This is a genomic window from Anaerobacillus sp. (assembly GCF_046314235.1).
Classification (GTDB): Bacteria; Bacillota; Bacilli; order Bacillales; family Anaerobacillaceae; genus Anaerobacillus.
Genome location: NZ_JBKBWN010000013.1, coordinates 16,667 through 40,267 on the forward strand (window position 1 = coordinate 16,667; position 23,601 = coordinate 40,267).

Here is a 23,601-nt window from a genome sequence, read left to right on the forward strand (position 1 = left end):
TCAATTCCTCCAATTAGTGCCCACCTGGACTTTCCAGATGGGCACATTCTTTTTTTACATTATTACTTCGACATTATGTTTCTTTTGGTTATCTTCTAATACGACATACGCCCCGTCTCCTGAAAGAGGAACTTCATTTTCATCGATGATTAATCGTTTTACGCCTTTTGTAGTGCTTGATTCGTTTTTTACAGTAATTTCATACATGGTCTCTCCAAATCGGTAGGATACCGTATAACCTGGCCACTCGCTTGAAATACAAGGGTCAATATACAGCTTCTCGCCGCGACGTCTTATTCCAAGAATCCATTCTATTCCTGCTTGGTACATCCAGCTTGAAGCCCCTGTATACCACGTCCAACCTGAATGCCCCTTGTGTGGCTCTGCCGTGTAAACGTCAGCTGCCATCACATAAGGTTCACCAGTATACTGTCTTACTTCGTGATCTGTTCTCGTATGTGTCATTGGATTAAGCATTTTAAACATTTCTAATGCCTTATCTGCTTCTCCAAGCTGACACCATGCTACAATTCCCCAAATGACACCGTGAGTGTACTGAGCTCCATTTTCTCGAAGCCCAGGTGGATATCCTTGGATGTACCCAGGGCTAGGTTCTGTCTTATCGAAAGCAGGAGTTAGTAAGCGTACAACCGAAAGCTCCCGATCAACCAACTCTCGATCAAATGAGCGCATCGCTTGTACTGCTTTGTCTCTTGGAGCAGCACCTGAAATGACAGACCAAGATTGCGCAATTGCATCAATACGACATTCCTCATTATGAGCTGATCCTAACCATTGGCCCGAATCAGTGAACGCTCGACGGTACCATTGACCATCCCAACCATGTTCATTTAATGCTGCTGTCAACTGTTCTCTTACTTTCAAGTAATGAGCTTCCTTATCTGGTTGACCTTGTTCACGGCAAACAATCGCAAAGCGCTGTAACACGTCACAAATAAACCAACCTAACCAGACGCTTTCACCACGACCCTCTGCACCGACAAGGTTCATCCCATCATTCCAGTCCCCTACTCCGATTAATGGAAGACCGTGCTCACCAATTCGACTTAATGCTTTATCAATGGCTCGTAAGCAATGCTCATAAACCGTTCCTGTTTCAGATGAAAGTACGGTTGGCTCATACCGTTCGTGTTCACCTTCACGAAGTTGATCACTAATGAGATACGGTGCCACCTCATCCAAGACCGTCTTATCATCTGTATGTTCGATATATCTAGAAACACAGTATGGCAGCCAGAGTAAATCATCGGAAAATAAGGTGCGAATACCGCGCTCTGTCTCTTCATGCCACCAATGCTGCACATCGCCTTCGATGTATTGATGGGAAGCATGGCGAATAATTTGTTCTCTTGTCACTTCCGGGAGAGTGTGCAACAATGCCAAGGAATCTTGGAGTTGGTCTCGGAAGCCATATGCGCCACCCGCTTGATAGAAAGCGGATCTCGCCCACATGCGGCAGGCAAGCGATTGGTATAACAACCAGCTGTTCAAAAGAATATCAATTTCAGGTGAAGGGGTAGAAACGGTTATTTGATCTAGATGTCGATTCCAGAAAAGAGTCACCTCTTCTAGAGCCTTTTCACAACTAGATTTTAAACGATATTTTTTCGCTAAACTAATGACAGCCTCGTTCGAACTATCACAGCCTAACAAGACATAAACTACTTGTTCTTCGCCTGGTTCGATTGTAATTTTCTTTTGAATTGCGCCACAACTATCGTAATTAGAGCCTATGCGACCAGATAATCGATCTCTTTCCAACGCAGCTGGGTTTTCGACGCTACGGTTACGTCCGATAAACTCCGCACGATCACCAGTCCAAGTAAGATCTTGATTTTGTTGACTATCCTGATCTGTATAGATTCCTAAAAAGGCAGTCGCCTCTCGGAACGTTTCTTGGTACGTATTTTTTGCTGTTAGGATATTTGCCTCTGATAGCCAATCCGTTACAATATACGGCGCGGTCGATTGACGTTGTACTCCTAACACCCATTCAGCATAGTAGGTCAACGAAATCTGTCTCTGCTTTGAAGTTTGATTTTCAAGCTTAAGCCTAATAATCTTCACTGGATCTTCTAGCGGGACGTACATCGTCATTTCATGTTTAATCCCATTTCTTTGATGATTAAAGCTTGTATACCCTCTGCCGTGTGTAACTTTATAGGCAGATTTCGAATGAGAGTTGGAAGGGGCTAACGACCACACTTCTCCACTTCCTTCATCCCTTAAAAATCCAGTTTCCGTTGCTGGATCAAGGACAGGATCATTCGACCATGGGGTTAGCTTACATTCGCGGCTATTTCGCCACCAAGTGTAGCCAGTACCAAGTTCTGAAATAAGAAAACCAAACTTGCGATTTGCGATAACATTGATCCAAGGAGCAGGTAAGTGATTTCCATTTTTTATTTGGATAAAATACTCTTTTCCGTCAGGAGAAAAGCCGCCCCAACCATTAAAGTACAACCAATCCTTCTGGTCTTCCTCCTGCTCTGAACCTCCAGTGACGATTGTCTCTTGCTCACTAGAAGCTTCTGGGACTAAAAGTCCTGGTAATAGAAGCTCAGATTTAGAATTAGGTAAACGCATTTGTGCAAATAAACTTGCACCACCTGCACGTAAGACGGCACGTGCAACTGACTGTAGTAAGATTTTATCCGTTTCAGGTAACTGACTAGCAGCAACTACATAAACGCCAGACACTCCTTCACCAAATCGGTCAACACCATATTCTGCGGCACGCTGAAGCGCTTCCTGGAGGTTTTGTTGATACCCTTCTTCCGATTCATTTAGGATAACTAGATCAAACGAAACCCCTAATCTTCTCAAGTATTCGTGCCCTGTTAACAGCTTCGCAACAAAAGGTAAGTGATTTTGATTGTCAATTTGGACAAGGATCACTGGACGATCTCCAGATACACCATAAGACCAAAGACTTGACTGTCCCTTTTGATTTTTTAAGATGCTATTTTGTCGCTCCTGACGAAATGGAGCGTTATATAGCACATGACCAGCAAAAATTTGAAATCCAGCCGCTTCTCGATGGCTCAAATGTAAATTTCTTAATTCGATTTCTGCACGGTTCCACGCCAGTTGAAAAGCTCGTTCAACCGCTTGCTCTGTTGCGAATCGATGCACAATATCAATGGCCTCTTCCCGCGTATTAGCGACAGACGTAACTGCTTTTAATTGGACTTGTTCCCCCGGTTCAACCGTGATCCGCCTTCTCATGACAAAAGCAGGGTCAGCAACCGAACCTATTTTTCCTTTTAAGTGAGAGCTAATCCCTTGTGGGTTGGCAAGCTGATTCCCACGCCCAATAAAACTAGAGCGATCTGTCTCATACTCCAGTCCGCCAACGGTATCGCCTTCGACCATTAGAGAGTGTGCAGCCCAAAGTGTTTTATCCTTTTCTTCACGTGGTCTCCGCCCAGCTACTAGACAACCTGTGTCTTCATCAAAAGCTGTACGAATGAACAGCTTGCTAAAAGCAGTGTGTGCATCGTCAGCAATAGGGTTAGCCATAGCAAGTTCTACAAACGTCGTAACCTCTAAAATTTTCGTTTCTTCGCTGACATTCGTTAAGGAAATCCGCCTAACTTCAGCGTTCCACTCCGGTGATACACAGATTTCCATTGTTGTGTTTATATCATCGTCTTCACGAAGGAACGTCACTCGATCTAAGCCAAATTGAACACGTTGTTGCTTAGCTTCCACTTTACATGGCTGATAAGATGGTGACCAAGTCTTGTCCTTTGAGACATCATAAATATATACATAGCTACCCCATGGATCAGCCACTGGGTCTTCCCGCCACCTAGATACGGATAGTCCTTCGTAGCGACTAAATCCACTACCACTATTCGTAACGACTGACGTAAATTTCCCATTTGAAAGGACACAGACCTCAGGAGTCCTTGTATCAACAGAGGTAAACTCTCGAAATGACACTTTAGATTCAACGAATTCTGAATACGGCTCATGAACACGTGTAATCGCTGGGTGCTTGATCACTTTCGCTTTTTTAGGAATACGTTCCTGTAACAAGAGTTCTGCTGAACGTATTTGTTTATTGCGATGAAAACGATCATACATCGTTTTTGGTAACAGTAAATTCGCAAGCGTTAACATGCTCATCCCTTGGTGATGTGCCATGTAACTGCGAATCGTGATATGCTTACGACCTTTTGGAAGCCTTTCTTGAGTAAAATCAAGCGCCTCATAAAATCCGTATTTCCCCCTACCGTCTAAATCCTCTAATTTCCTTAAGGCAGCAAGTCCATCTTGCTTTGCAAAAGGTAACGCGAGAATTGTTGCATAAGGAGCTACCACTAAGTCCTGCTCAAGACCACGCTTAAATCCTAGCCCCGGAACGCCAAATGCTCGGTATTGGTAATTCATTTGATAGTCAAATGCATAATAACCCGATTCAGATATGCCAAATGGGATTCCTCTCTGCTGTGCATAATCAATTTGCCTATTAACAACAGCCTGATAAGTCGTATCCCAGAGCGTATTTTTGTAAGTTTTCATAAATAACCACGGCATTAAATATTCAAACATTGTTCCAGACCACGATAGCAATAATGGTTTATTCCCTACCTTGGTTAGCGTCCGACCTAATCCATTCCAATGTGAAACTGACACTTGTCCAAGTGCAATGGCAACAAAGCTTGCCTGCCTCGCCTCTGAAGCCATTAAGTCGTATAGAACTTCATCCGGTTGACGTCGCTCCACATGATAGCCTAAATAAAATAAATTCGAGTTATGGTTATATAATGGTCGGAAGTTCGTTTCTTCAATTAATTGATCCAAACGATCTAACAACCGCTTCCCTCTATTAAACCAGCGATCCTGAACTTTTTTCTCGATGTTTTTCCCAAACTTTGGCGTAAGTTCCTCCGAAAAAGCAATGTTAAGCGATTCTTTGTTTTCCCTACTATCGTCACTAGTTTTTTCAGTTCCACCGCCTAATTGAAGCCACTCAGCTAGACCTTCCTTTGCGGTGATTAGACAGACAACAAAGTTACCTGAATCAACTGTCGAAACGTAAATCGGATGTAAGGGACGTAACGTTTGTGTGTCATACCAGTTATATAAATGCCCTTCCCACTTTTCCATTTTTTCGATTGTATCTAACGTTCGTTCAAAGCGATCAATTAACCCTCTAGTATCGATAAAGTCAAAGTCTCTCGCAGCTAAAGCGCAAGTTAAGTACAATCCAATATTTGTAGGCGAGGTACGATGTGCGATCCCATTTGGCGGTTCAAATTGAACGTTGTCAGGTGGTAGCCAATTGTCCTCTTTCGTGACATAGTCTTCGTAAAAAGACCAGATCTGATGGGACAACTTTTGCAAATCTTCCTTCTCATCATTAGAAAAGCTAACTTCATCTTGATGAGAAGGTTTATCCAACCAATTAATGACTAATGGCGCCAAAAGCCAAATCACACTTAATAACGCGGAGCTGACTAAAATGACTTCATTTCCAAACGATAAAGCTGCTAGAAAAAAGATAGCTACAAGAGCGTATCCACCGTACATTCCAGACAAGCTTCCATTTCGTTTACTTTGACGATCGACATCAGCAGCAGGTACCCATTCTAATAAGCCGCGTTTTGATACTCCAAGCCGATACAACGTTCGGGCAATCGCATCCAACAATACCACACATTGAAAAGGTAACGTTATAATGGAAACCAATACTTGAGCAAAGGTATACCCGATACTTTTTCGATGCAAAAATATCGCTTTAACATTTATAATTTGTCGTATCACTGGAATCATAAATGTCGCAAACACTAGAACAAACCAATGAATGAAATTGCCAGGTAGCACCGTTATTGCCAGTATTAGGATCGCAAAAAGTACTGGCGGTAGGATACTTCGGCGCAAATTGTCAATGATTTGCCAACGTGTCAGTATTGTTAAATCAACAGGCACTAATTCGCCACGTCGATTTTTAGCTTTTGGGAAAAGCCATAATAAAAGTTGCCAATCTCCCCTAACCCAGCGATGGAGCCGTTTTTGATAGGCACTAAACCGAGAAGGATGATCATCAACTAACTCAATGTCTGATAGTAAGCCAGTACTTAAAAAACCACCTTCTAGTAGGTCATGACTTAACAAACGATTTTCAGGGATTCGCTCGCATAAAACCTTGTAAAATGTGTCGACATCAAAGATTCCTTTTCCGGTAAAAATTCCTTGTCCTAATCCGTCTTGATAAGGATCTGAAACGGCAAAAGCATACGGATCAACTCCAGTGTCACTTGACCAAAGGCTCGCAAAACGAGATTTCATCGCTGCTTCATGACTCATGCCAATTCGTGGCTGAAGGATACCATAGCCTTCGACGACTCTCGTTTCAGTTTGGTTTAACCTCGGTCTGTTATAAGGTAAGTGTATCGTTCCAATCATCCTTTGAGCGCTTTCTAAAGGAAGTTGAGTATCCGCATCTAAGGTAATGATGTAACGAATTTGCGAAAGAAACGATTGTTCTCCTTCAATCTTGTTATAACTCGTATCCTGATGCCCTTTTAATAGTTCAACAAATTCAACCAATTTTCCACGTTTTCTTTCCCAGCCCATCCACACTTTTTCTGAAGAATTCCATTTTCTTTTACGCTGAAACAAGTAAAAAGCTTGATTTGGGTAGGTTCGATTAAGACGTTTAATTCCAGATATAGCTGCTTCCAATACGACTTCATCGTCAGCCGTGCTCTCCATATCACTATCTTTGTAATCTCCAAGAAGCGCAAAATGAAGATTTTTGTCGCGATTCGCTAGGTAATGTAGTTCTAAACGATCGAGAAGTTCCTCTACTTCCTCTACCGTAGACCAAATAACCGGAATGACAACCATTGCTGATGCATCATCGGGAATTTCTTTTGAAAAATCATATCGTAATAGCGGAATTGGATGTTTAATTCTCTCAATAAACCAATGTACGAAAGATACACTCCACTCCGTTGCCGGCAACAAAAGGACAATGGCAATGACAAGCCATTCCATTGGGGTTAAAAGTTGCTCCCAGCCGATATACCCAATAAATACGGTCATTGCTATTAGTAAGGAAACGGCTAGCACACTGAAATAAGTTCCTGTTGCTCGCCGTAAAAAGACTTTTTCAGGTAATGCCCTCGGTTTTCCACACGATTTGAGTCCTTCTCGCAATGCATAAAGCCCTTTTGGATCTAACAGATAATAGGAGACATATGCTTGCCTTGGTAAATCGTTAGTTTCCGTCGTTGCTAGCTCCTTTGCAGCACCATCTGCTAACTCCACTGCTTGGGCTGCGACTAAATTCTCAGGCAGTTGGAAACGCTTAGCTAGTTTCTCGACTCGCTTGCGAAGTGTGTCTCGACTTGTAAAGTCCAATTTCGAATAGCAACCAGTACTTTCTTTACGAAGGGTTTGTTCAACAATGCTAATATCCTCAAAAGCCTCACGCCAATCCCACCGCGAAAGACTCCGTAGACTACTAATTAGATTGCCAGTTGTCACCTGATAATTTGCCTGAAGCTGGTATTCATAGGACAAAATATGATCCAGACTTTCCGGCCCGTTTTCTAATTTACACATTAACCACTCACCAACAGTTGGTGAGGAATCCGCATGCTCACGAAGATGTTTTACTAAATGAACAATCATCGAACCCGATAGTGGCATTTCATGTCCTGCTTCTTCCAGTTCCTGCTTTAGCTTTTCCGGCGTAATTGTAGACGTGTCTGTCCTAGATAATAAACTTTCAACTTGTGTGCATACATCATGGCGTTCCTTAATCACATCCATGACATCCGTTAATTTCTGGATTACGACAACTCGCATCATCAATGGCAGTGCCCATGCTTCAGCTAATGTTAAGACCGATACCTCCTGATAGGATCTAATATACGTTAGAAAAGTGTCTTTCTTTAATTGTCCATCTGTAAAGCTAAGATAATCAGAACAGATTGAAAAGATTCTCGCTTCTTCTGTTTTACTCAGATGAGGCAAAGAATTTACAAATTTTTTTGATAATTCATCTTTAATAACCAACACTTGTTCTTCTATGAATTCTACATTATCTAACAACCATTCTTCCGCAGGTTGAGAACATGAACTCTTTTTATCCTGTAACACTTTTACAAAATCCCGTAGTTTCTGTATGTTTAAATCATTTTTCTTGAAAAATTGTTTCGATGCTTTACGAATAATAAATGGATCATGTATAAGTGCACAATTATGAGCTTGTTCTTTTATTTTATCCATATAAATCATCTAATTCCCCCAAGGTATTTATTGGTGCATCTATAAAAATTTTCTCTTTTAAGGGGGGAATTATTCATAGAATCTTTATTTTGATTTATTTAAGAAAGGAGATTGAGGACGATTCGCTCCTGATATGATCTGCTGTACTCTCAAAAAACCTTGTTCCATTGCATGTTTCAAGGTTTTTGCTATAAAATTAGGAAGTCGCATTCTGTAAATGTAAAGAAGTTTTTAATGACAAAGAAAAAAGGGGCTGGGACAAAACTAGCTTCTAAATAGTGATAAAAGTGAAATTGACGCAATCAATTTTACTTTTATCTATTTTTTTCTATAGTAACCCTAAATTCATTCTAAGTGATTAGCCGTGAATTTCCGTAAATTCACGGCCATTAATGCAAGGTCCATTTCGTTTACAACCTTAGATTTTCCACAGATTTTCCACGTACAGAAAATCGAGTGAAACGCAAATTAGCCTTCAAGAATCCAAAAACTGGTTCCACATCGACCTTCTGATTACGTTAGATAGAACTTGTCTTGTCTTCTGAAAGCTTCTACGTTTTGAAAGGATATCATCATAATTCTACTAGAACCTGTCGGACTACTTTTCTCTTTTTCAGCTTGAACCTGTCCGAAGGTGAGCAAGCTTCGGACTACTTTTCTTTTTTTCAGCTTGAACCTGTCCGAAGGTGAACAAGGTTCGGACTACTTTTCTTTTTTTCAGCTAGAACCTGTCCGAAGTTAGCCAAGGTTCGGACTACTTTTCTTTTTTTTAGCTTGAACCTGTCCGAAGGTGAACAAGGTTCGGACTACTTTTCTCTTTTTCAGCTTGAACCTGTCCGAAGGTGAACAAGGTTCGGACTACTTTTCGTTTTTTTAGCTTGAACCTGTCCGAAGTTAGCCAAGGTTCGGACTACTTTTCGTTTTTTTAGCTTGAACCTGTCAGAAGTTAGTCAAGGTTCGGACTACTTTTCTCTTTTTCAGCTTGAACCTGTCCGTAGTTAGCCAAGTTTCGGACTACTTTTCTCTTTTTCAGCTTGAACCTGTCCGAAGGTGAACAAGGTTCGGACTACTTTTCTTTTTTTCAGCTAGAACCTGTCCGAAGTTAGCCAAGGTTCGGACTACTTTCTGTTTTTCAGCTTGAACCTGTCCGAAGGTGAACAAGCTTCGGACTACTTTTCTTTTTTTCAGCTTGAACCTGTCCGAAGGTGAACAAGGTTCGGACTACTTTTCTCTTTTTCAGCTTGAACCTGTCCGAAGTTGAACAAGGTTCGGACTACTTTTCTCTTTTTCAGCTTGAACCTGTCCGAAGTTAGCCAAGGTTCGGACTACTTTTCTCTTTTTCAGCTTGAACCTGTCCGAAGCTAAACCGCAGTCGTTACTAATTTATCCTGCATTGATAACCACTAATTGACATGGGCTGTACCGCACGGAAGTATGACTGCAGGCCATGTGACAATATAGTTACAAGTGAGATTGATATCTATAAAGATCCAGAACAATAAATTGAAATTTCAGCATAAGTAAAAATGAGGCTGGGACATAACAAAGTGTCAGACACCGCCAGGAAATAAATATAGATATTTGATAAATCTGATTATCTATATTTAAGGTCTGGCGTGGTGTCAGACACTTTTGTCCCAGCCTCATTGTTTTCCTTTATTAACTATTAGTCAATATAGTTACTTACAAAGTTCCAAATCGTATTCCAATATAACTCCGGATCTACGATTTCAGCTTCGCCATGGCCCGCACCAGGAATAATTAGCTTTTCCTTCTCAACTGGGGCTGCCTCGTACAATTCATCTAACATCGTATACGGAACAAAGGTATCGTTATCTCCATGAATAAACAGCATCGGCGTTTTACTCTTAGTTAATTGCTTTAAAGCTGAAGCCTCGTAAAGATCATACCCTGCACGTAGCTTTGTCACAGTGTTTGCCGCTCTTAAAACTGGAAACTCAGGCAAACCGAACAAATCATCCAATTGATAGATGAATACACCACTAACAGAGGTGTAACCACAGTCCTCAACGATAACCTTCACATTCGGTGGTAGTTCCTCACCTGCGGTCATCATCACCGTTGCCCCACCCATTGAGATCCCAAATAATACAATCTGTGCATCTGGATCCATCTTGATGATTTCATCGATCCAAGCTAACATGTCTAAGCGGTCATGCCAGCCCATGCCAATGTAATCTCCTTCGCTATTTCCGTGTCCACGAAGATCAGGGGCTAAAACATTATATCCTTGTTCATGAAAGTTACGAACCCATCTCGTCATAGCTGCTGCATTCGATGTATAGCCGTGTGTTATGATCGCCCATTTCGGATTACCTTCTCCGTTTTGATATATATCTGCCTGTAACTTCAACTCAAGTTGATCGTTTGAAAAAATTGACATAGTTGAAGGTGGATGCTGCTTTTTAAATTCATAGTCTGCAAGTTTAGCCGCTTCGGCTACATCAGCCATAACCGCTTCACTCTTCGCTAAATTTGGATTATCCTCTAAAAACTCTTTTTGATCATTTGCATTAAGAGCATAATTGTAAAAATAATTGCCTATCATAAAGTAACCAACAACTAAAACGCAACCAACAATTGCTGGTACGATAATTTTCTTTCTGAATTTCATGTCTTTCTTCTCTCCCAATCATGTTTGAAATTTATTAAGGTATCTACGCGTGTTGATGCTTAAACTAATTCTTAAAGTATTATCGCATTGCTGATGCTGAAACTATAACACAAGTTTACTAGATTACATGCAAGATTTTCAAGTTCGTTTACCTCATACCAATCAAGGCAAGGCCACCCGGTATTTTCCTGTCAATGAATTTTTCCATAAACACGGTCACCTGTAAATAGTAAATTTAGGGAGGCCCTGGTGATTTTTAGTGCCAGGCACCGCAATTCCAATTCCTATCGGTGCCTGGCACCGAATTTGCAGTGGACTTTCACCACCTAGATAGTTGCCATGCCTAGTACACAATAAAAAGCATCTCTATTAAGAAATGCTTTTACTTTCGTCTACTAGAGACGATCTCAAGTCGAAGATATCCCTATTTCCCCTATTAAATTGTGTCAGCTACATTACGGTGTCTGTGACTGTGGAAAGTAAATACTGAATTTAGTCCCTTCTTTTACATTACTTTTAACATCAAGCTTACCGTTCATGTTCTCGATGATTTTTAAAACTGCCATCATACCGAGTCCTGTCCCTTCTCGACCCTTCGTTGTAAAAAAAGGCTCTCCTAATCGATGAAGTTGTTCTTTAGTCATTCCTTCTCCAGTATCCGTTATTTCTATCATTATATCCCCATCGATTTCTTTAGTATTTATCAAAAGGTTGCCACCATTAGGCATTGCCTCAATACAATTTTTTGTAATATTTAAGAAGCATTGCTGTAAAAGTTGTGTGTCTCCTTTTATATAACTTGGTTCAATGTTAGCATCTATTTCAACACAGTGCATGTTTGCCATTGGTCTAATCATATCGATAGAACGATTTAATTCTCGTTGAAGGTCAATGATTACATATTCTGGTTGGGCTGGTTTGGCAAAAGTTAAGTAATTTACAATGATATCATTTGCTCGATCAATTTCGTTTAGAGATAATTCAATATACATGTCCCTTTTTTCTTCATCCAATTTATCCTTAGTTAACATTTGTAAAAAACCTTTAACAACAGTAAGTGGGTTTCGTACTTCATGTGAAATACTCGATGCTAGATGACTAACGATCTCTAATTTTTCTGCCTTAATCACTTGCTTGTTAAGATAAACAGTTTCTCTCATCACTTCATAAAAATAAACAATAAAAAATGTACTCAGTAAGTGAATTGATAAAAATGCTATCATCGCCATATAATCAGAACAAATTAAATGTTCAAATAGGATAGCCCGCACTACCAAAAGAATAATGCATAAAAACAAAGAAAAACTACATGCGATGAAAACCTTCTTTCGTTTTGTCGCTTTATTAAATATGTCATGAAGGAGAAATAGCGCTATTAAAAGAATTGTGCCAGCAGTCACTGCTGCTAATACTCCGCTTCCTAATCCACCTAAATAACTACGATAAATTAGAAAAATGACGACTAAAATCACAGTCGCTTTTCTACCAAGGTAAAATCCACCTACCATGATGGCGACAGTCCGTAAATCCATGAAAATCTCGTCCCCAATTTGAAAAGGAAAAGACATACAGCTTATCATCGCCACTATTGTAGAGCCTAATTTTATCTGTTCTTTCTGCTTGCTAGATAAATTCTTTAAATTAGTTTCAATTATATGCGGAATAAATAATAAAAAAACAACCAAAAAGAGCATATTCAATAATAATGCCTCAAGATAATTGTACATCCATTTTCCCACCCTAGTCTATTTTCACGCAATCTTCATTCTATTTGAATAATAGGTAATTCGACATATACTACAACATCCCTGCATTTAATGCGACCTAAAATGAGTGAATCGCTGTTAATTCCACTAAAAAAGACATAAACATGTAACAACCCATCACCGATTCCGAATCAACTGCAAAAAACATAAAATCAAATTAGAAATTTCGGTAGATTTAGCTAGATTTGCACATTGATACCAAACTCCATAAAAAATGACCCAGTTCATTTCAACTGAGTCAGACATTTTCAATTCTTCACTTTTGATGCTTACTAATCTCACAGTATCGTTCCAGCGCCTTTCGTTTTTGGACTAATAGGTTAATAGTTTGATTACTTATATATCTTTATTGAATTATTGCAATTCATTTATCAAATATAGTTGTACAGTTTTTTTCAACTCTATTCAAAGGGATCTAATGACTGGTGTTTCATTAATTCATTTGTAATGTTTAAGGCGGCTTTTCTAGTAGTAGCAGGCGCTGATAAAACCAACCCATCTCCACTGTCCCACTGTGATCCACCTAATTCCAGTTGTTCATTAATTGCAATTGTTAACGCACTAAGATCATCGCTAATATAAATAGTTCCGAATATGTAATTACCATCTAGGTCATCGTCAATGAATTGAATAGTATTGCCGTTTGAATAGCCACTCCCTACTTTAAATTCCACCTCTGCATACCTAGCAGTTAACGGCGGAATTACTTCACCATCGATAACTATCGTGCCTTTATATGTTTTATAGCCGAATAGACTTCTCTGTACTTTCCCATTCAATTCAACATTAACGATTTTTTCTGTAGCTGAATTTTCAGTTCCTAAATTAAATAATACGCCTTCATAAGTATTGTTTAGTTCTTTTGGAAGTCTGTACCAAATGATTAAACCTATGAAAAGCAATGTACTTCCAAATAAAATAAAGAACGTTTTCCTTTTCATTTATGTCCTCCAATGTTTATGTAATTAATGTTCCTTGCAGCTCAAGTAATGGAATAATATCCCACTATTAGACTAATCATAAACTGAACTACGGAATATTGGAAGGGGGAATTTTTGATGAGAACTATAATGCTCGTACTATTGACAATAATTTTTTTACTACCAATTAATCACACCGCAGTATTGGCTAATCTTGATAAACAAACTATTAATGATTTGAAAGAACTAACTGATTTCAAATTATTAATTCCGAAAAAATTATCTATAAAACGATCAGAGATAAAAGAACCTTATCCGCTTGACCTAACAAAAAGCATTGGAAAAGTCAGGCTCCATTATTTTGATAGAACAGGCGAAAACTTACTAATTGGGATCACTCAGCATAAGGCTACTAATTATCAAGAAGAAAGGATAGAGATCATTGTTCATCCAAACAATCAATCAGAAACTGAAATTAAGTTTGTAGAGTTTACACCAAATTTTGAGAAGGGAGAAGAAATAGTGATCAATGGTAATGAGGGTAGGTTTGTTCCATGGGGACAAAGTTGGATGCCTGGAGGAATTTTGTGGTGGATAGATCATGACACTTATATTGAAATGGACTCTTCACATTTCAATAAAAAACAGATGATAAAAATTGCAAATTCTATGAAATAAGGAAAAAGAGCGCTGAAACTTTAGCGTTCTTTTCTGTTGATGTAAAACGGTAAACAACGGCATAACAACCGATGAAATACCGCTTATATTATTTTGTTGTTTTTAAAAAAGGAACCGGTTCCAAACATTCATTAATTGAATTCTATTCTAGGGTATGTTTTTAAATGCTGATATCCGATTAGATTACCATCTGCACTTACTACAACTATATCTTCACCATAAGTAATATGGGCACGGTAATATGGAGTTACTTTTACTGTTACTTCATAAGCGCCGCCTACGCCATATACTTGCTTGATCTTTAAGATTTCCGAATCATATGCAGCCCAAGTCAGACCTGCTGGTGCATCCTTATCATCTCTATAAATTTCAGCTATTGCTTGATCAATCGGCTCTCTTAGGCTATTAATTAGTGCATATTTGAGGGTGTCACAAAATTCCGTATCAGCTTCATATATTGTCTGTGAAAAAGTAGGCGTTTGATTGCCTGTTAAAAATATTGCTAACAAAAGTACAGCGGCTATTTTTTTCATAAATTATCACCTCTGCCTAGTTTTTGAAACTAAACAGAATTTATTCAATTACGAAACATTACTTCAGAAGCGCGTTGAAAGATATTCTCTTTCAGTGTGCCCACGTTAGTTCAATACCTTTTTGCGAAGTTTAAACACACTGTAAATGATATATAGAAACAATGCTAAAACTAGTAATAGTCGGATTAGGTAACTATCAAAGATTAAACTAGCCACTATAATCGTTTGTATAAGCATAGCCAGTACCGCAGCAAATTTAACATAGGCAACTGCAGCATTTGAAAATTCAGGATCTTCTCTATACATCCACCTCTTCCCAAATAGCATACTTTCCTCAGGGTTAAAGTACGTCCAAATTAATACAAGATATAATGGTAATAAAAAAATGATATAAATAAATGCTTCCAATTTTGGTCCCCCTAAATTGTTTTTTGTTCGTTTTTAATAAATGCTCTTACAACATATACGATTAATAGCCATGAAATGTTTCAAGTAATAGCTCGTTTTTTCTATCGCTTTTGTTAATTGAATAAAGATTGTACCTTTAAAGCAACTTCTTTAGGTATTACATTTATAGATGGTAGCCTTTCTATATCTACCCATATTGGAATATACGTTCCTCTGTCGTTGTTTCTAAAAGTAAACTCTTCACCTGCACCATTACCAAAGGTTCCACTTATTATTTCACATAAGAAAAAATATTGCGTGCCATTAAATTCAACTTTTGCAATGCATTCATTAACCTTAACTTCAACTCCCAATTCCTCAAAGGCTTCTCTTTTCGTTGCCTCTTCTGGTGACTCTCCATTTTCAATTCCACCGCCGGGGAAAACATAATAGACAGAGTCATTCTTTATTCTTTTGATTAATCCAACTTTTTTACCTTGGATAAGTACAACGGAACCTCGGTTTCTCATTTTCTCCCCCTCGAAATCACAAAAATAATTTTAGATAAACAGCTTAATATTAAATCAGTGTTAACAGCTATTTCCGATTTGATAGTTGCTATTTCGAAAACCCAGTCAATCAATCTACCGCGGGATTACTGAGATATGAACGCTTTACTTGAAGTATTTCTTTCGAAACCAATAAAATAAAATCCCAATAAATATTAATCCAGCAATTGTAAATAGAATACTAGACCAAGAGGGTGCTGGGTTTGGCTGCTGCTCTGTAAGCGGAATAATATTCCCAAGTTGATTTTCAAGATCTGGAGAAGCTACCCCTGTATTTCCACATAACCTTGGACGAAGCTTGCCCTCGTCCTTACCGGCAAATACTATGTACTCGTTTCCAGGAATGAATTCCGTCCAATAATTTTCATATAAGCTTATATTATTGCCAACTTGGCCTTTCCATAATTTCTGTACCTTGAAATGCAATTTATCTTTTGAACTTGAAACAAATTTACCTTTAAAGACGATTTCCGAGTACACCATCTCTTTTAAGGGAGGGTCTGGCTCGGCACAAGACAGAGCTTCTACATTCGAGATCTTAACGCTCATAAATAAAATGCAGCTAATTAATAACGAACTCACAATTCTAAAAAAAATACTGCCTTTTAATGATGCCATAAGATCACTCCTAATATTAATGAATTGTTTGCTCTATACTCTAATAAAAAAAAGTTACTTTTACTGTTCCGTTAACATTAGCCCAGTACTAATGTGTTTTTTTGTTTCTCAAATCTTCTTCCCTTTATTATTCCTACACCTTCAATGGTAAGGTATTCACCATTTTCTATGGGAGTATTTTTTAATAAAAGATGCAATTTATTTATATTTTGAAGTCCACCATAAGTTATAACTGGTTGTTGCAAAAGATAGTCTTCTTTGTTCATGCTTACCATTATAAAGTTCTTATGTAAAAGCCTTTCCTCGAATGGAACGATATTCATTGGATCAAATGATTTTGCCGTTATTTCCCCTTCGATAAAGAGATGAATTCCTTTTTGTTGCTCAAAACTTTCAAATGCTTTTCTCCTATTATTCTTAGCGGCACTTATAACTTCTTCTGTTTCAGGACTTATTTCTACATCATCTATTTTTACGAAACCTTTGGAAAGCTGCTTTAATAAATCATATAAAGTTTCTTCATTCCCCAAAAAATGTTCCTTCCAACCTGGTGAAAACTCATCAAGTAATACACACATAGCCAAACCAGAACTATAACAACTTCTTCGTATATCAAGAGTGGAATTATATTTATCTATAAGGTGTTGTCCATATTTTTCAAGAACTGAATTGTGATCCAACGGACTCTTTTCCGAATAAGCCTTTAGTTCAACATACCAGGCAGGTCCTTCAATTGTTTCAACTAAGTTTTCGTATAATAAATAATTATTCATGATGGCAGCTCTTTTTTCTCTTAGGGCAATGAAAGTATTTAGATATTGTTTCTTTTTCATACGATTATTTTCTAGCAAAGCACAGTACAGGCTTGATCTTTCTTTATTTCGTAATTCCACATTTTCTTTTGTTAACGGATATGTAATTCCTACAATTTCATTCGGGAATCGTTTTTCGCCTTTAACATATTGATAACCGTGAAATAATTCGTGAACTAGAATAGAATATATACTTGCATAGTCCTCATACAATTCGAAATTTACGATTGCTGTTGGGTAATCATCATAGAGAATAATTGTACAGCCAATAAATTGTTTATCCCACTTTAAAATTTGATACTTCTGATTTTTTGTCATTCTAGGATGGTTGAAAAGATAAACATCATTTTTATCATACAATGCGTATGCAACCGATTGGAAACCTGACCAGTAAATGGACAAATTTAAATTTCCTAAGTCTTGAACGATTCTATCGAGATAAATATTCAACCTTCTCATCCTCTACATTTATAATCTAGATTACATACTTCCAAATATAATCTTATCACCTTTTTACTTTAATTTGGAAAAAATAAAAAGCGTTCCTAATATAGAAACGCACTCTTTGAAAAAAGCTTGTTTTCTAAAAAGATTGTTGTTTTTATAATTTTATAAAAATTTATAATGTAAAAAGTATTTGACATTTTTGAAGCTAATGCTACAATAAAAGTGTCAAATACTTTTTACATTTTTAATAAGGAGGAATTTAAAATGGATTGGGTTAAAATTGTGTATTCTGTCATATTGTTAGTTTGCGGAATTTTGATTTTTGTTGCAACATTTTCTCAAAAGGGTGATGAAAGAAGGAAGTTTATCAACACGAAAGCTCAATCATATGCATTTATCGTAGTTATAGGTATGCTAATTTTAGAAGTTGCACAGTCAATTTATCTAACTATTCAGGGGAATACTTCTTATAATGGTAATGGAATTTCGCCGATAGCGTTTCTGACGGTGATTTCAATTATATATTTGGTAACATTATTAATTTACAGAAAAAAATATGGTGATTAAATGAAAAATCAAATTAAGAAATTAAGAAAATCAGCTAAATTATCCCAGGACGAACTGGCCAAACTCTGTAACGTTTCCAGACAAACGATAAATGCGATTGAAAACGATAAATATGACCCTACTTTACAATTAGCTTTTGACATAGCCTCTGTATTGGATACGACAGTAGATGAGCTTTTCATCAGTGGTTCTGTTATAGAGTGACAAATTGACCTCATATCGAGGTCTTTTGATGCATTCCTCACCATAATTTAAGCTTAGTAAAATGACAAATAATTTGGACATTGTTCACTCTTGGATTTGCTATTTTAGAAAATGTAGAGAGTACAAAAATTGCTAATTACGAAGACGTATTGATTGGATTTTATAGCATTTATGTAGGTTTTTTTATTTTTCTTATCATCTACTTTCCTATGACTATAATTACTGATTTTCTACCTAAAAAGCGATTAAGTATGATACTTTTTTGGTGTGCAAAAGCTATTTTATTTAGTTTTATCGGTGTTATTATTGGATCTTTCATTTTTTCTATAATCTATCCAGAGTGGGAGAAATTGATGGGAAATTTTTAAACCGAGAGACATCACTAATCATCTTTGGATCAATCGGCTTTATCTATTCATTAATTACGACTTTTTATAGAAAAAGATGAAGTTTCTCATCTCACGCTTTCGACCATTCCATTAAAAGTAGGTCATTGCTAAGCTCTTTAATTTCCCTGAAACCACATTTCTTATAACATGAGATTGCTCTAGCATTATTTTTTTTCACATCTAAAACAACCTTTGAGACCCTTTTATTGGTATTTAGGTAATTTAACATCATTTGAATCATTGTTGCCCCTAACCCTTTACCCCATAATTGAGTTTCTCCAATAAACTGGTCGATCCCATAAATAACCCGGTCTACTGGATAGCCGTATTTTTTTAATTCTTCTACTCGATACTTATAATGTTGTATATAACCTATTCTTTCATGTTTGTACTCTACTATATAAGGAGAAACATAATGTTTCCCTTCAATCCTTGGACCATATCTTGTCATCACTCTAGCTAAATCAGATGGCGGTTCATCATAGAACTCCAATACCTTCTTGTCATTTAGCCATTTGACCATGACATCCAAATCATCGATATTCATAAGGCGAATAAGCAAGTCATTTTTTTGGATCATATCTATGCTACCTTTCTAACAAAATAGGAATTTGTTGTTGTATTATTACCCATTTTTCTTTCATCATTCAATAACGAGTGGTCGTACCATTCGCCTCTTTAGCAGCAAAAGATCCGACCACTTGTTTTTGTATTTTATTTCGGTGGCGCTAGCCAACTGCTCTAGTGGGTATTAGCTTTCAACAGCTAATTGATAAGTTTTTCTTCTAACAATATAGATAATTGGGATTATTGTAATCATAAATGTGCCAAAAAGCCCAACTAATATTGATTTAAATGTTAGATTTAAGCTTAGTAAAATGATAACCGCAATTATATTTGCACAAAAAATGGAGATACCTGCCCAAATAGCAACTTCCCTACCGAAATGTTTTAAAATCATCTTTTTTGTCCAGCCTATTGTGAAATACATCGAAAATTCTATTTTCCTAGCATCAATAATCGTATTTATCGATTCACTTATACTTATTAATACTAGAAATAATGTAGCGATAAGGATAAAAAATTGTAAATAAAATGTAATTGCAAACGTAAATTCACCTAAACTTGTTTCTATTGATTGTATATAGGTAGAGTATAAACTGACCGCTTGTACAAATATGAGAACTACGGCTATAAACAGCAATAGCATGGTTGGTACGATGAGATCTCTGTAATGAATGATACTAGACCATATTGGATAGCTTTGTTCTCTTGATTTGATTTTCTTTGTTATTGAAAAAACAAAAGTTACTACTAACAGAGAAAGCAACCACAATCCAATTAAAACCCAAATGAGTTTGATATTCATATTTAGTAATAAAAATATACATATACTTATTATAAAAGCAGTAGTAATTAAAATATATTGTTCCATACAGTTGCGCATCATTACTTTCGATTTTCTCCAACCGAGGGTTGTTAATATTTCATTTTCCCTAGAAAGGATCATTCGTTCGAGTATTTGGCGGAACCAAAACCAGGCTACACCAAACATGGCAAATAGTATGGTACTAATAAATGTAGATAGGTTCCAATTCTGTGTGAGAGTCTGTGCTACACCCAATGTAGTCCATGGCGCTATCACAACTCCGATACCTTCAACGTTCATTTCTAACTTTCTAAAAGATGAGCCTGCAACAATATCTACTTCATATCCTTGCTCCAATAACCTAGTTGCTACACTTTCAATTTTGTGTTGTGCTATTTTATTATAAGTATCAATTCCTGCAACCCGTATCCGAATAGCATCAATAGGTGTTTCACCTTTAATTATTTCTGCTGCCTCTATTGTTGTAACGCCCGCTGCAGGTGTAGCTATAAATCCTCCTGGCATCAAGGTAGGTGTCAAGGAAACGTTATCGAGCGTTTTCACTTCTTCAGAAGAATAAATACCTAAAGGACTAGATACAAGAAGATTACTTTGTTCACTTGGAGAGAAAGTTCCTACTTGCCAAAGCATAAATGGGGCAGAAAATTCCTCAAGGTAGCTTTGCCCCTTTTCAGTTACTTCCTTATACAATGGCGGGGATACTTCTCTGACTTTATGAACTTCAATTTTATCATCCCCAACAAACTTATAGTCAATTTTTGAGGCAACATAATATAGAGAAGAGTCATTAGACAAAGTACCACCATATTCCGCAATCTGTGGCTTGAAATCTTTTGTCAGGTCAATGGTTGTTCCATTGTAAGGGCTCTGATATTTACTTAAATCTACTACATATTCGGTTGCAGAAATGGCTTGCAGCCGCATTAGTTCGTTATGTAAATCTTCTATCTTGTCATATTCTTTTGTAAAAATATTCAAGATATGGTCCCCTAAATCATACCGATCTAAATAATATTGTAAAGAAATATCTAATTCTTCCACTTTTACAGATAAACTAAGGGGAATGTGCAGGTCCTCTCGTTGAAGAACGGGTATTACTGGTGGATTCCCACGATATTCAAGAAATATATTTAGTTGTTCCTCATCTATGTCTTGCTCTAATAATGCATTAAAATTTAATCCTGTTAGCTCGTTTTCACTTTCTACATCTATTGCTGTTAACAAGTAATAATTCTGAGGTAACCGAATACTCAATGCACCGATTACTTTATCTTCTAAATCAAGGTATTGTTCATACTCCATTTCCTTACCTTCGAAATATGTGAAGCTATGTTCTTTATCAATAGGGAAGGTATTCACACCATCTGTAGTGAAATACTGAAATGTCATTCGGGCAGGGTGATCTAGGTATGGTAGATTTATAGATGTACGGTTCCCAGAGAAATATCCAAGTGACGCTACAGGGGCTGCTACTTCAATATCTGGATCTCTTTTGATTTCATCCCATTCTTGAATAGATATTCCACCAAGACCGTCACCAATATAATTCTCTTCTACAACACCTAGCATATTTTCAATCTCGGTTCTTGCAGTAGACGGCCGTACTAATATGTCATAGGAACCTCTCGCATATTGCTCAATTGCTTCCTCCACAGTAATCTTTGATTCTTGAGCAAAATGGGTTCCTAGTGGGACTATGATGAATATGCCGAGAAGGGCGAAAATCGTAATAAGCGAATTCCACTTCCTATTAATGATACGTTTCCACGCTAATCCGATCATTTATTCATCACTACCTCGTTCAGTACTCCACCTTTTAGGTGATAGTATGTATCTCCCAAATCAGCTACTGCTTCATCATGAGTAACAACAATTAATGTCTGACCACTTTCCTTAATTTTCAAAAGTAAGTTTGTGATTTGATCTCGATTTGCTATATCAAGGTTACCAGTAGGTTCATCACATAGTAATACATCAGGTGTAGCAATTAATGCCCTAGCTATGGCAACACGTTGTTTTTCTCCTCCTGATAAATTCGTCGGTAGTCGATTGAACAATTGTTCTACTATTCCTACTTCTTTTAAAAGTAATTTTGCCTTTGATTCTAGTACTTCCCTACCTTCATCATAGATACGTGGTAAAGTTACATTGTCCAACACAGAATAGTGGGGAAGCAGTTTAAAATCTTGAAAGATAAAACCGACGTTCTTACGCCGAAAATCACTAAGTGAACTCTCCTTTAAATTGTAAATATTGTGTTCTCCAATATGAATTGTTCCTTCCTCTGGTTTCATTAAACCTGATAGACACTTCAACAAGGTAGACTTCCCTGTTCCAGAAAGACCTACAATACTTGTCCAACTTCCTTTCTCAACAACTAAATTGATGTTATTTAGAATGGGATTACTCTTACCTCCAACATGAAAATATTTATATAAATTTTCAACTCTAATCATCATGTTTTCTCCTTAAATAGTTAGTGATAATAAATAAGCCAATTTCTCAATTTCTTCCAATATATACTACCATAAATTGTTATTTATTATATTTTTAATATACTCATAGATTTTATTAAAGGAAACACCTTTTTCTAATTTTTGTAAAATAAACCAATAGAACTATTTTTTTCTTACTAACATTCCAATAGTGCACCGGAATGTTATTTTACTAAAGTCTGCTACTACAATACTTTATTAATTAGCATTGAAATGATAAATAGCTAACACACTTATTATCCCGAACATCATTAAGGACAAGGAAAATAGATACTTTCTGCCTTCAAGGTACATCCATTCACCTAATGACTTAATTCCATAAGCGATAATATAAAAGAAAACCCAGAACCATTTGTAAAGGTTGATATCATTTTGAATATAGACATAAATCGCAACGGAAATAAGTAGTAATACCGACAATATTCCTCCCCAACGTACAACCTTTCCTCCTTTAGAATCGGACCAATTCATGAACTCAGTTAAGTCTTTGTATTCACCTTTATTAAATTCCCCCCCAAAAAATCTATCAACATAAAATATTAAAATAAATAGCAAACCTAATGAAATATTCATGCAATCCTCCGTATATTTTCCTTTTTTCTTTTATAAAACAGCTCAATAGTATCAACTAACATTATGATGGTAATTCTACAAGAACTATTAATTTCCCTTCCTTTTCCATTTCCTTTGGTAAAAAATGCTTGTAACTCATTTATAAATATAAATTGTATCCACCTTTCACAGCAGCTCATTTTCGCGCACAAATTAAGTTTGGCGCTGCAACTCTAATTTTTGGCGCATATTTTACTCTTTTTGGCGCAAAAAATTATCAATTACACGCACAAATCAAGCTTAAATAAAAAAAATAGAGTTGCCAATTTTCTGCTATTGGCAACTCTATTTATAATTATTAACAAATT

The 23,601-nt window shown here is 37.0% G+C and carries 16 protein-coding genes and 1 pseudogene; 3 read left to right on the forward strand and 14 right to left on the reverse strand.

The genetic code is table 11. The annotated features are described in order from the left end of the window. Positions 1-54 precede the first annotated feature (54 nt). The 5 genes and pseudogenes from ACK4M9_RS16660 to ACK4M9_RS16680 all read right to left on the reverse strand — a co-directional run bounded on the left by ACK4M9_RS16660 (position 55) and on the right by ACK4M9_RS16680 (position 13,613). Positions 55-8,280: a glycoside hydrolase family 94 protein gene (locus tag ACK4M9_RS16660; RefSeq protein WP_409852961.1), complete on the reverse strand. Its 8,226-nt coding sequence runs from the start codon at positions 8,278-8,280 to the stop codon at positions 55-57. A 336-nt stretch (positions 8,281-8,616) separates the two neighbouring features. Then, positions 8,617-8,822: pseudogene (locus tag ACK4M9_RS16665) on the reverse strand (transposase); the annotation flags it as partial. 1,115 nt (positions 8,823-9,937) lie between these two features. After that, positions 9,938-10,906 (reverse strand): alpha/beta hydrolase, encoded by a 969-nt coding sequence (locus ACK4M9_RS16670; protein WP_409852964.1) that lies wholly within the window; start codon positions 10,904-10,906, stop codon positions 9,938-9,940. 455 nt (positions 10,907-11,361) lie between these two features. Beyond that, on the reverse strand, positions 11,362-12,633 hold the full coding sequence (locus tag ACK4M9_RS16675) for an ATP-binding protein (protein WP_409852966.1): 1,272 nt from the start codon (positions 12,631-12,633) through the stop codon (positions 11,362-11,364). A 440-nt stretch (positions 12,634-13,073) separates the two neighbouring features. Next, complete coding sequence (locus tag ACK4M9_RS16680; RefSeq protein ID WP_409852969.1) at positions 13,074-13,613, reverse strand: hypothetical protein; 540 nt, start codon at positions 13,611-13,613, stop codon at positions 13,074-13,076. A 117-nt stretch (positions 13,614-13,730) separates the two neighbouring features. Between ACK4M9_RS16680 and ACK4M9_RS16685 the strand changes: the two genes are divergently transcribed. Then, entirely contained in the window at positions 13,731-14,270 is a 540-nt protein-coding gene (locus tag ACK4M9_RS16685) for a DUF4367 domain-containing protein (protein WP_409852972.1), read from the forward strand. A 131-nt stretch (positions 14,271-14,401) separates the two neighbouring features. Here ACK4M9_RS16685 and ACK4M9_RS16690 read toward each other — a convergent pair whose 3' ends face one another. The 5 genes from ACK4M9_RS16690 to ACK4M9_RS16710 all read right to left on the reverse strand — a co-directional run bounded on the left by ACK4M9_RS16690 (position 14,402) and on the right by ACK4M9_RS16710 (position 17,639). Continuing rightward, positions 14,402-14,803 (reverse strand): DUF3888 domain-containing protein, encoded by a 402-nt coding sequence (locus ACK4M9_RS16690; RefSeq protein WP_409852975.1) that lies wholly within the window; start codon positions 14,801-14,803, stop codon positions 14,402-14,404. A 105-nt stretch (positions 14,804-14,908) separates the two neighbouring features. Beyond that, positions 14,909-15,211 (reverse strand): hypothetical protein, encoded by a 303-nt coding sequence (locus ACK4M9_RS16695; protein ID WP_409852978.1) that lies wholly within the window; start codon positions 15,209-15,211, stop codon positions 14,909-14,911. Between the two features lie 113 nt (positions 15,212-15,324). Further along, positions 15,325-15,720, reverse strand: a complete 396-nt coding sequence (locus tag ACK4M9_RS16700) for an NUDIX hydrolase (RefSeq protein ID WP_409852981.1) — start codon at positions 15,718-15,720, stop codon at positions 15,325-15,327. A gap of 144 nt (positions 15,721-15,864) precedes the next feature. Then, entirely contained in the window at positions 15,865-16,377 is a 513-nt protein-coding gene (locus tag ACK4M9_RS16705) for a hypothetical protein (RefSeq protein ID WP_409852983.1), read from the reverse strand. Between the two features lie 77 nt (positions 16,378-16,454). Then, positions 16,455-17,639: a hypothetical protein gene (locus ACK4M9_RS16710; RefSeq protein WP_409852986.1), complete on the reverse strand. Its 1,185-nt coding sequence runs from the start codon at positions 17,637-17,639 to the stop codon at positions 16,455-16,457. A 261-nt stretch (positions 17,640-17,900) separates the two neighbouring features. On the opposite strand from ACK4M9_RS16710, the gene ACK4M9_RS16715 reads away from it, so the two are divergent. Both ACK4M9_RS16715 and ACK4M9_RS16720 read left to right on the forward strand, forming a co-directional pair. Continuing rightward, positions 17,901-18,203 carry a hypothetical protein gene (locus ACK4M9_RS16715; RefSeq protein ID WP_409852988.1) on the forward strand — a complete coding sequence of 101 codons (303 nt, stop codon included), beginning with the start codon at positions 17,901-17,903 and terminating at the stop codon, positions 18,201-18,203. Continuing rightward, complete coding sequence (locus ACK4M9_RS16720) at positions 18,204-18,407, forward strand: helix-turn-helix transcriptional regulator (protein WP_409852991.1); 204 nt, start codon at positions 18,204-18,206, stop codon at positions 18,405-18,407. 459 nt (positions 18,408-18,866) lie between these two features. Here the strand turns inward: ACK4M9_RS16720 and ACK4M9_RS16725 are convergent, their stop codons facing one another. From ACK4M9_RS16725 to ACK4M9_RS16740, 4 genes are all read right to left on the reverse strand, one after another. Next, the gene (locus ACK4M9_RS16725) at positions 18,867-19,376 is read right to left on the reverse strand and encodes a GNAT family N-acetyltransferase (protein WP_409852994.1); all 510 of its coding nucleotides are present in this window, start codon (positions 19,374-19,376) and stop codon (positions 18,867-18,869) included. Positions 19,377-19,547: 171 nt separating this feature from the next. Next, positions 19,548-21,968, reverse strand: coding sequence for an ABC transporter permease family protein (locus tag ACK4M9_RS16730; protein ID WP_409852997.1), 2,421 nt, complete (start codon positions 21,966-21,968; stop codon positions 19,548-19,550). Further along, positions 21,965-22,645, reverse strand: a complete 681-nt coding sequence (locus tag ACK4M9_RS16735) for an ABC transporter ATP-binding protein (RefSeq protein ID WP_409853000.1) — start codon at positions 22,643-22,645, stop codon at positions 21,965-21,967. The genes ACK4M9_RS16730 and ACK4M9_RS16735 overlap by 4 nt, the downstream gene beginning before the upstream one ends. Positions 22,646-22,879: 234 nt before the next feature. After that, entirely contained in the window at positions 22,880-23,254 is a 375-nt protein-coding gene (locus tag ACK4M9_RS16740; RefSeq protein ID WP_409853003.1) for a hypothetical protein, read from the reverse strand. Positions 23,255-23,601 lie beyond the last annotated feature (347 nt).

Bases quoted from the DNA above. Each gene is read 5' to 3' on its own strand.
- ACK4M9_RS16740 (WP_409853003.1), bottom strand. From the start codon at position 23,254: ATGAATATTTCATTAGGTTTGCTATTTATTTTAATATTTTATGTTGAT.
- ACK4M9_RS16720 (WP_409852991.1), top strand. From the start codon at position 18,204: ATGAAAAATCAAATTAAGAAATTAAGAAAATCAGCTAAATTATCCCAG.
- ACK4M9_RS16680 (WP_409852969.1), bottom strand. From the start codon at position 13,613: ATGAAAAGGAAAACGTTCTTTATTTTATTTGGAAGTACATTGCTTTTC.
- ACK4M9_RS16670 (WP_409852964.1), bottom strand. From the start codon at position 10,906: ATGAAATTCAGAAAGAAAATTATCGTACCAGCAATTGTTGGTTGCGTT.
- ACK4M9_RS16675 (WP_409852966.1), bottom strand. From the start codon at position 12,633: ATGTACAATTATCTTGAGGCATTATTATTGAATATGCTCTTTTTGGTT.
- ACK4M9_RS16705 (WP_409852983.1), bottom strand. From the start codon at position 16,377: ATGGCATCATTAAAAGGCAGTATTTTTTTTAGAATTGTGAGTTCGTTA.
- ACK4M9_RS16685 (WP_409852972.1), top strand. From the start codon at position 13,731: ATGAGAACTATAATGCTCGTACTATTGACAATAATTTTTTTACTACCA.
- ACK4M9_RS16660 (WP_409852961.1), bottom strand. From the start codon at position 8,280: ATGATTTATATGGATAAAATAAAAGAACAAGCTCATAATTGTGCACTT.
- ACK4M9_RS16735 (WP_409853000.1), bottom strand. From the start codon at position 22,645: ATGATGATTAGAGTTGAAAATTTATATAAATATTTTCATGTTGGAGGT.
- ACK4M9_RS16725 (WP_409852994.1), bottom strand. From the start codon at position 19,376: ATGATCCAAAAAAATGACTTGCTTATTCGCCTTATGAATATCGATGAT.
- ACK4M9_RS16715 (WP_409852988.1), top strand. From the start codon at position 17,901: ATGGATTGGGTTAAAATTGTGTATTCTGTCATATTGTTAGTTTGCGGA.
- ACK4M9_RS16730 (WP_409852997.1), bottom strand. From the start codon at position 21,968: ATGATCGGATTAGCGTGGAAACGTATCATTAATAGGAAGTGGAATTCG.
- ACK4M9_RS16700 (WP_409852981.1), bottom strand. From the start codon at position 15,720: ATGAGAAACCGAGGTTCCGTTGTACTTATCCAAGGTAAAAAAGTTGGA.
- ACK4M9_RS16690 (WP_409852975.1), bottom strand. From the start codon at position 14,803: ATGAAAAAAATAGCCGCTGTACTTTTGTTAGCAATATTTTTAACAGGC.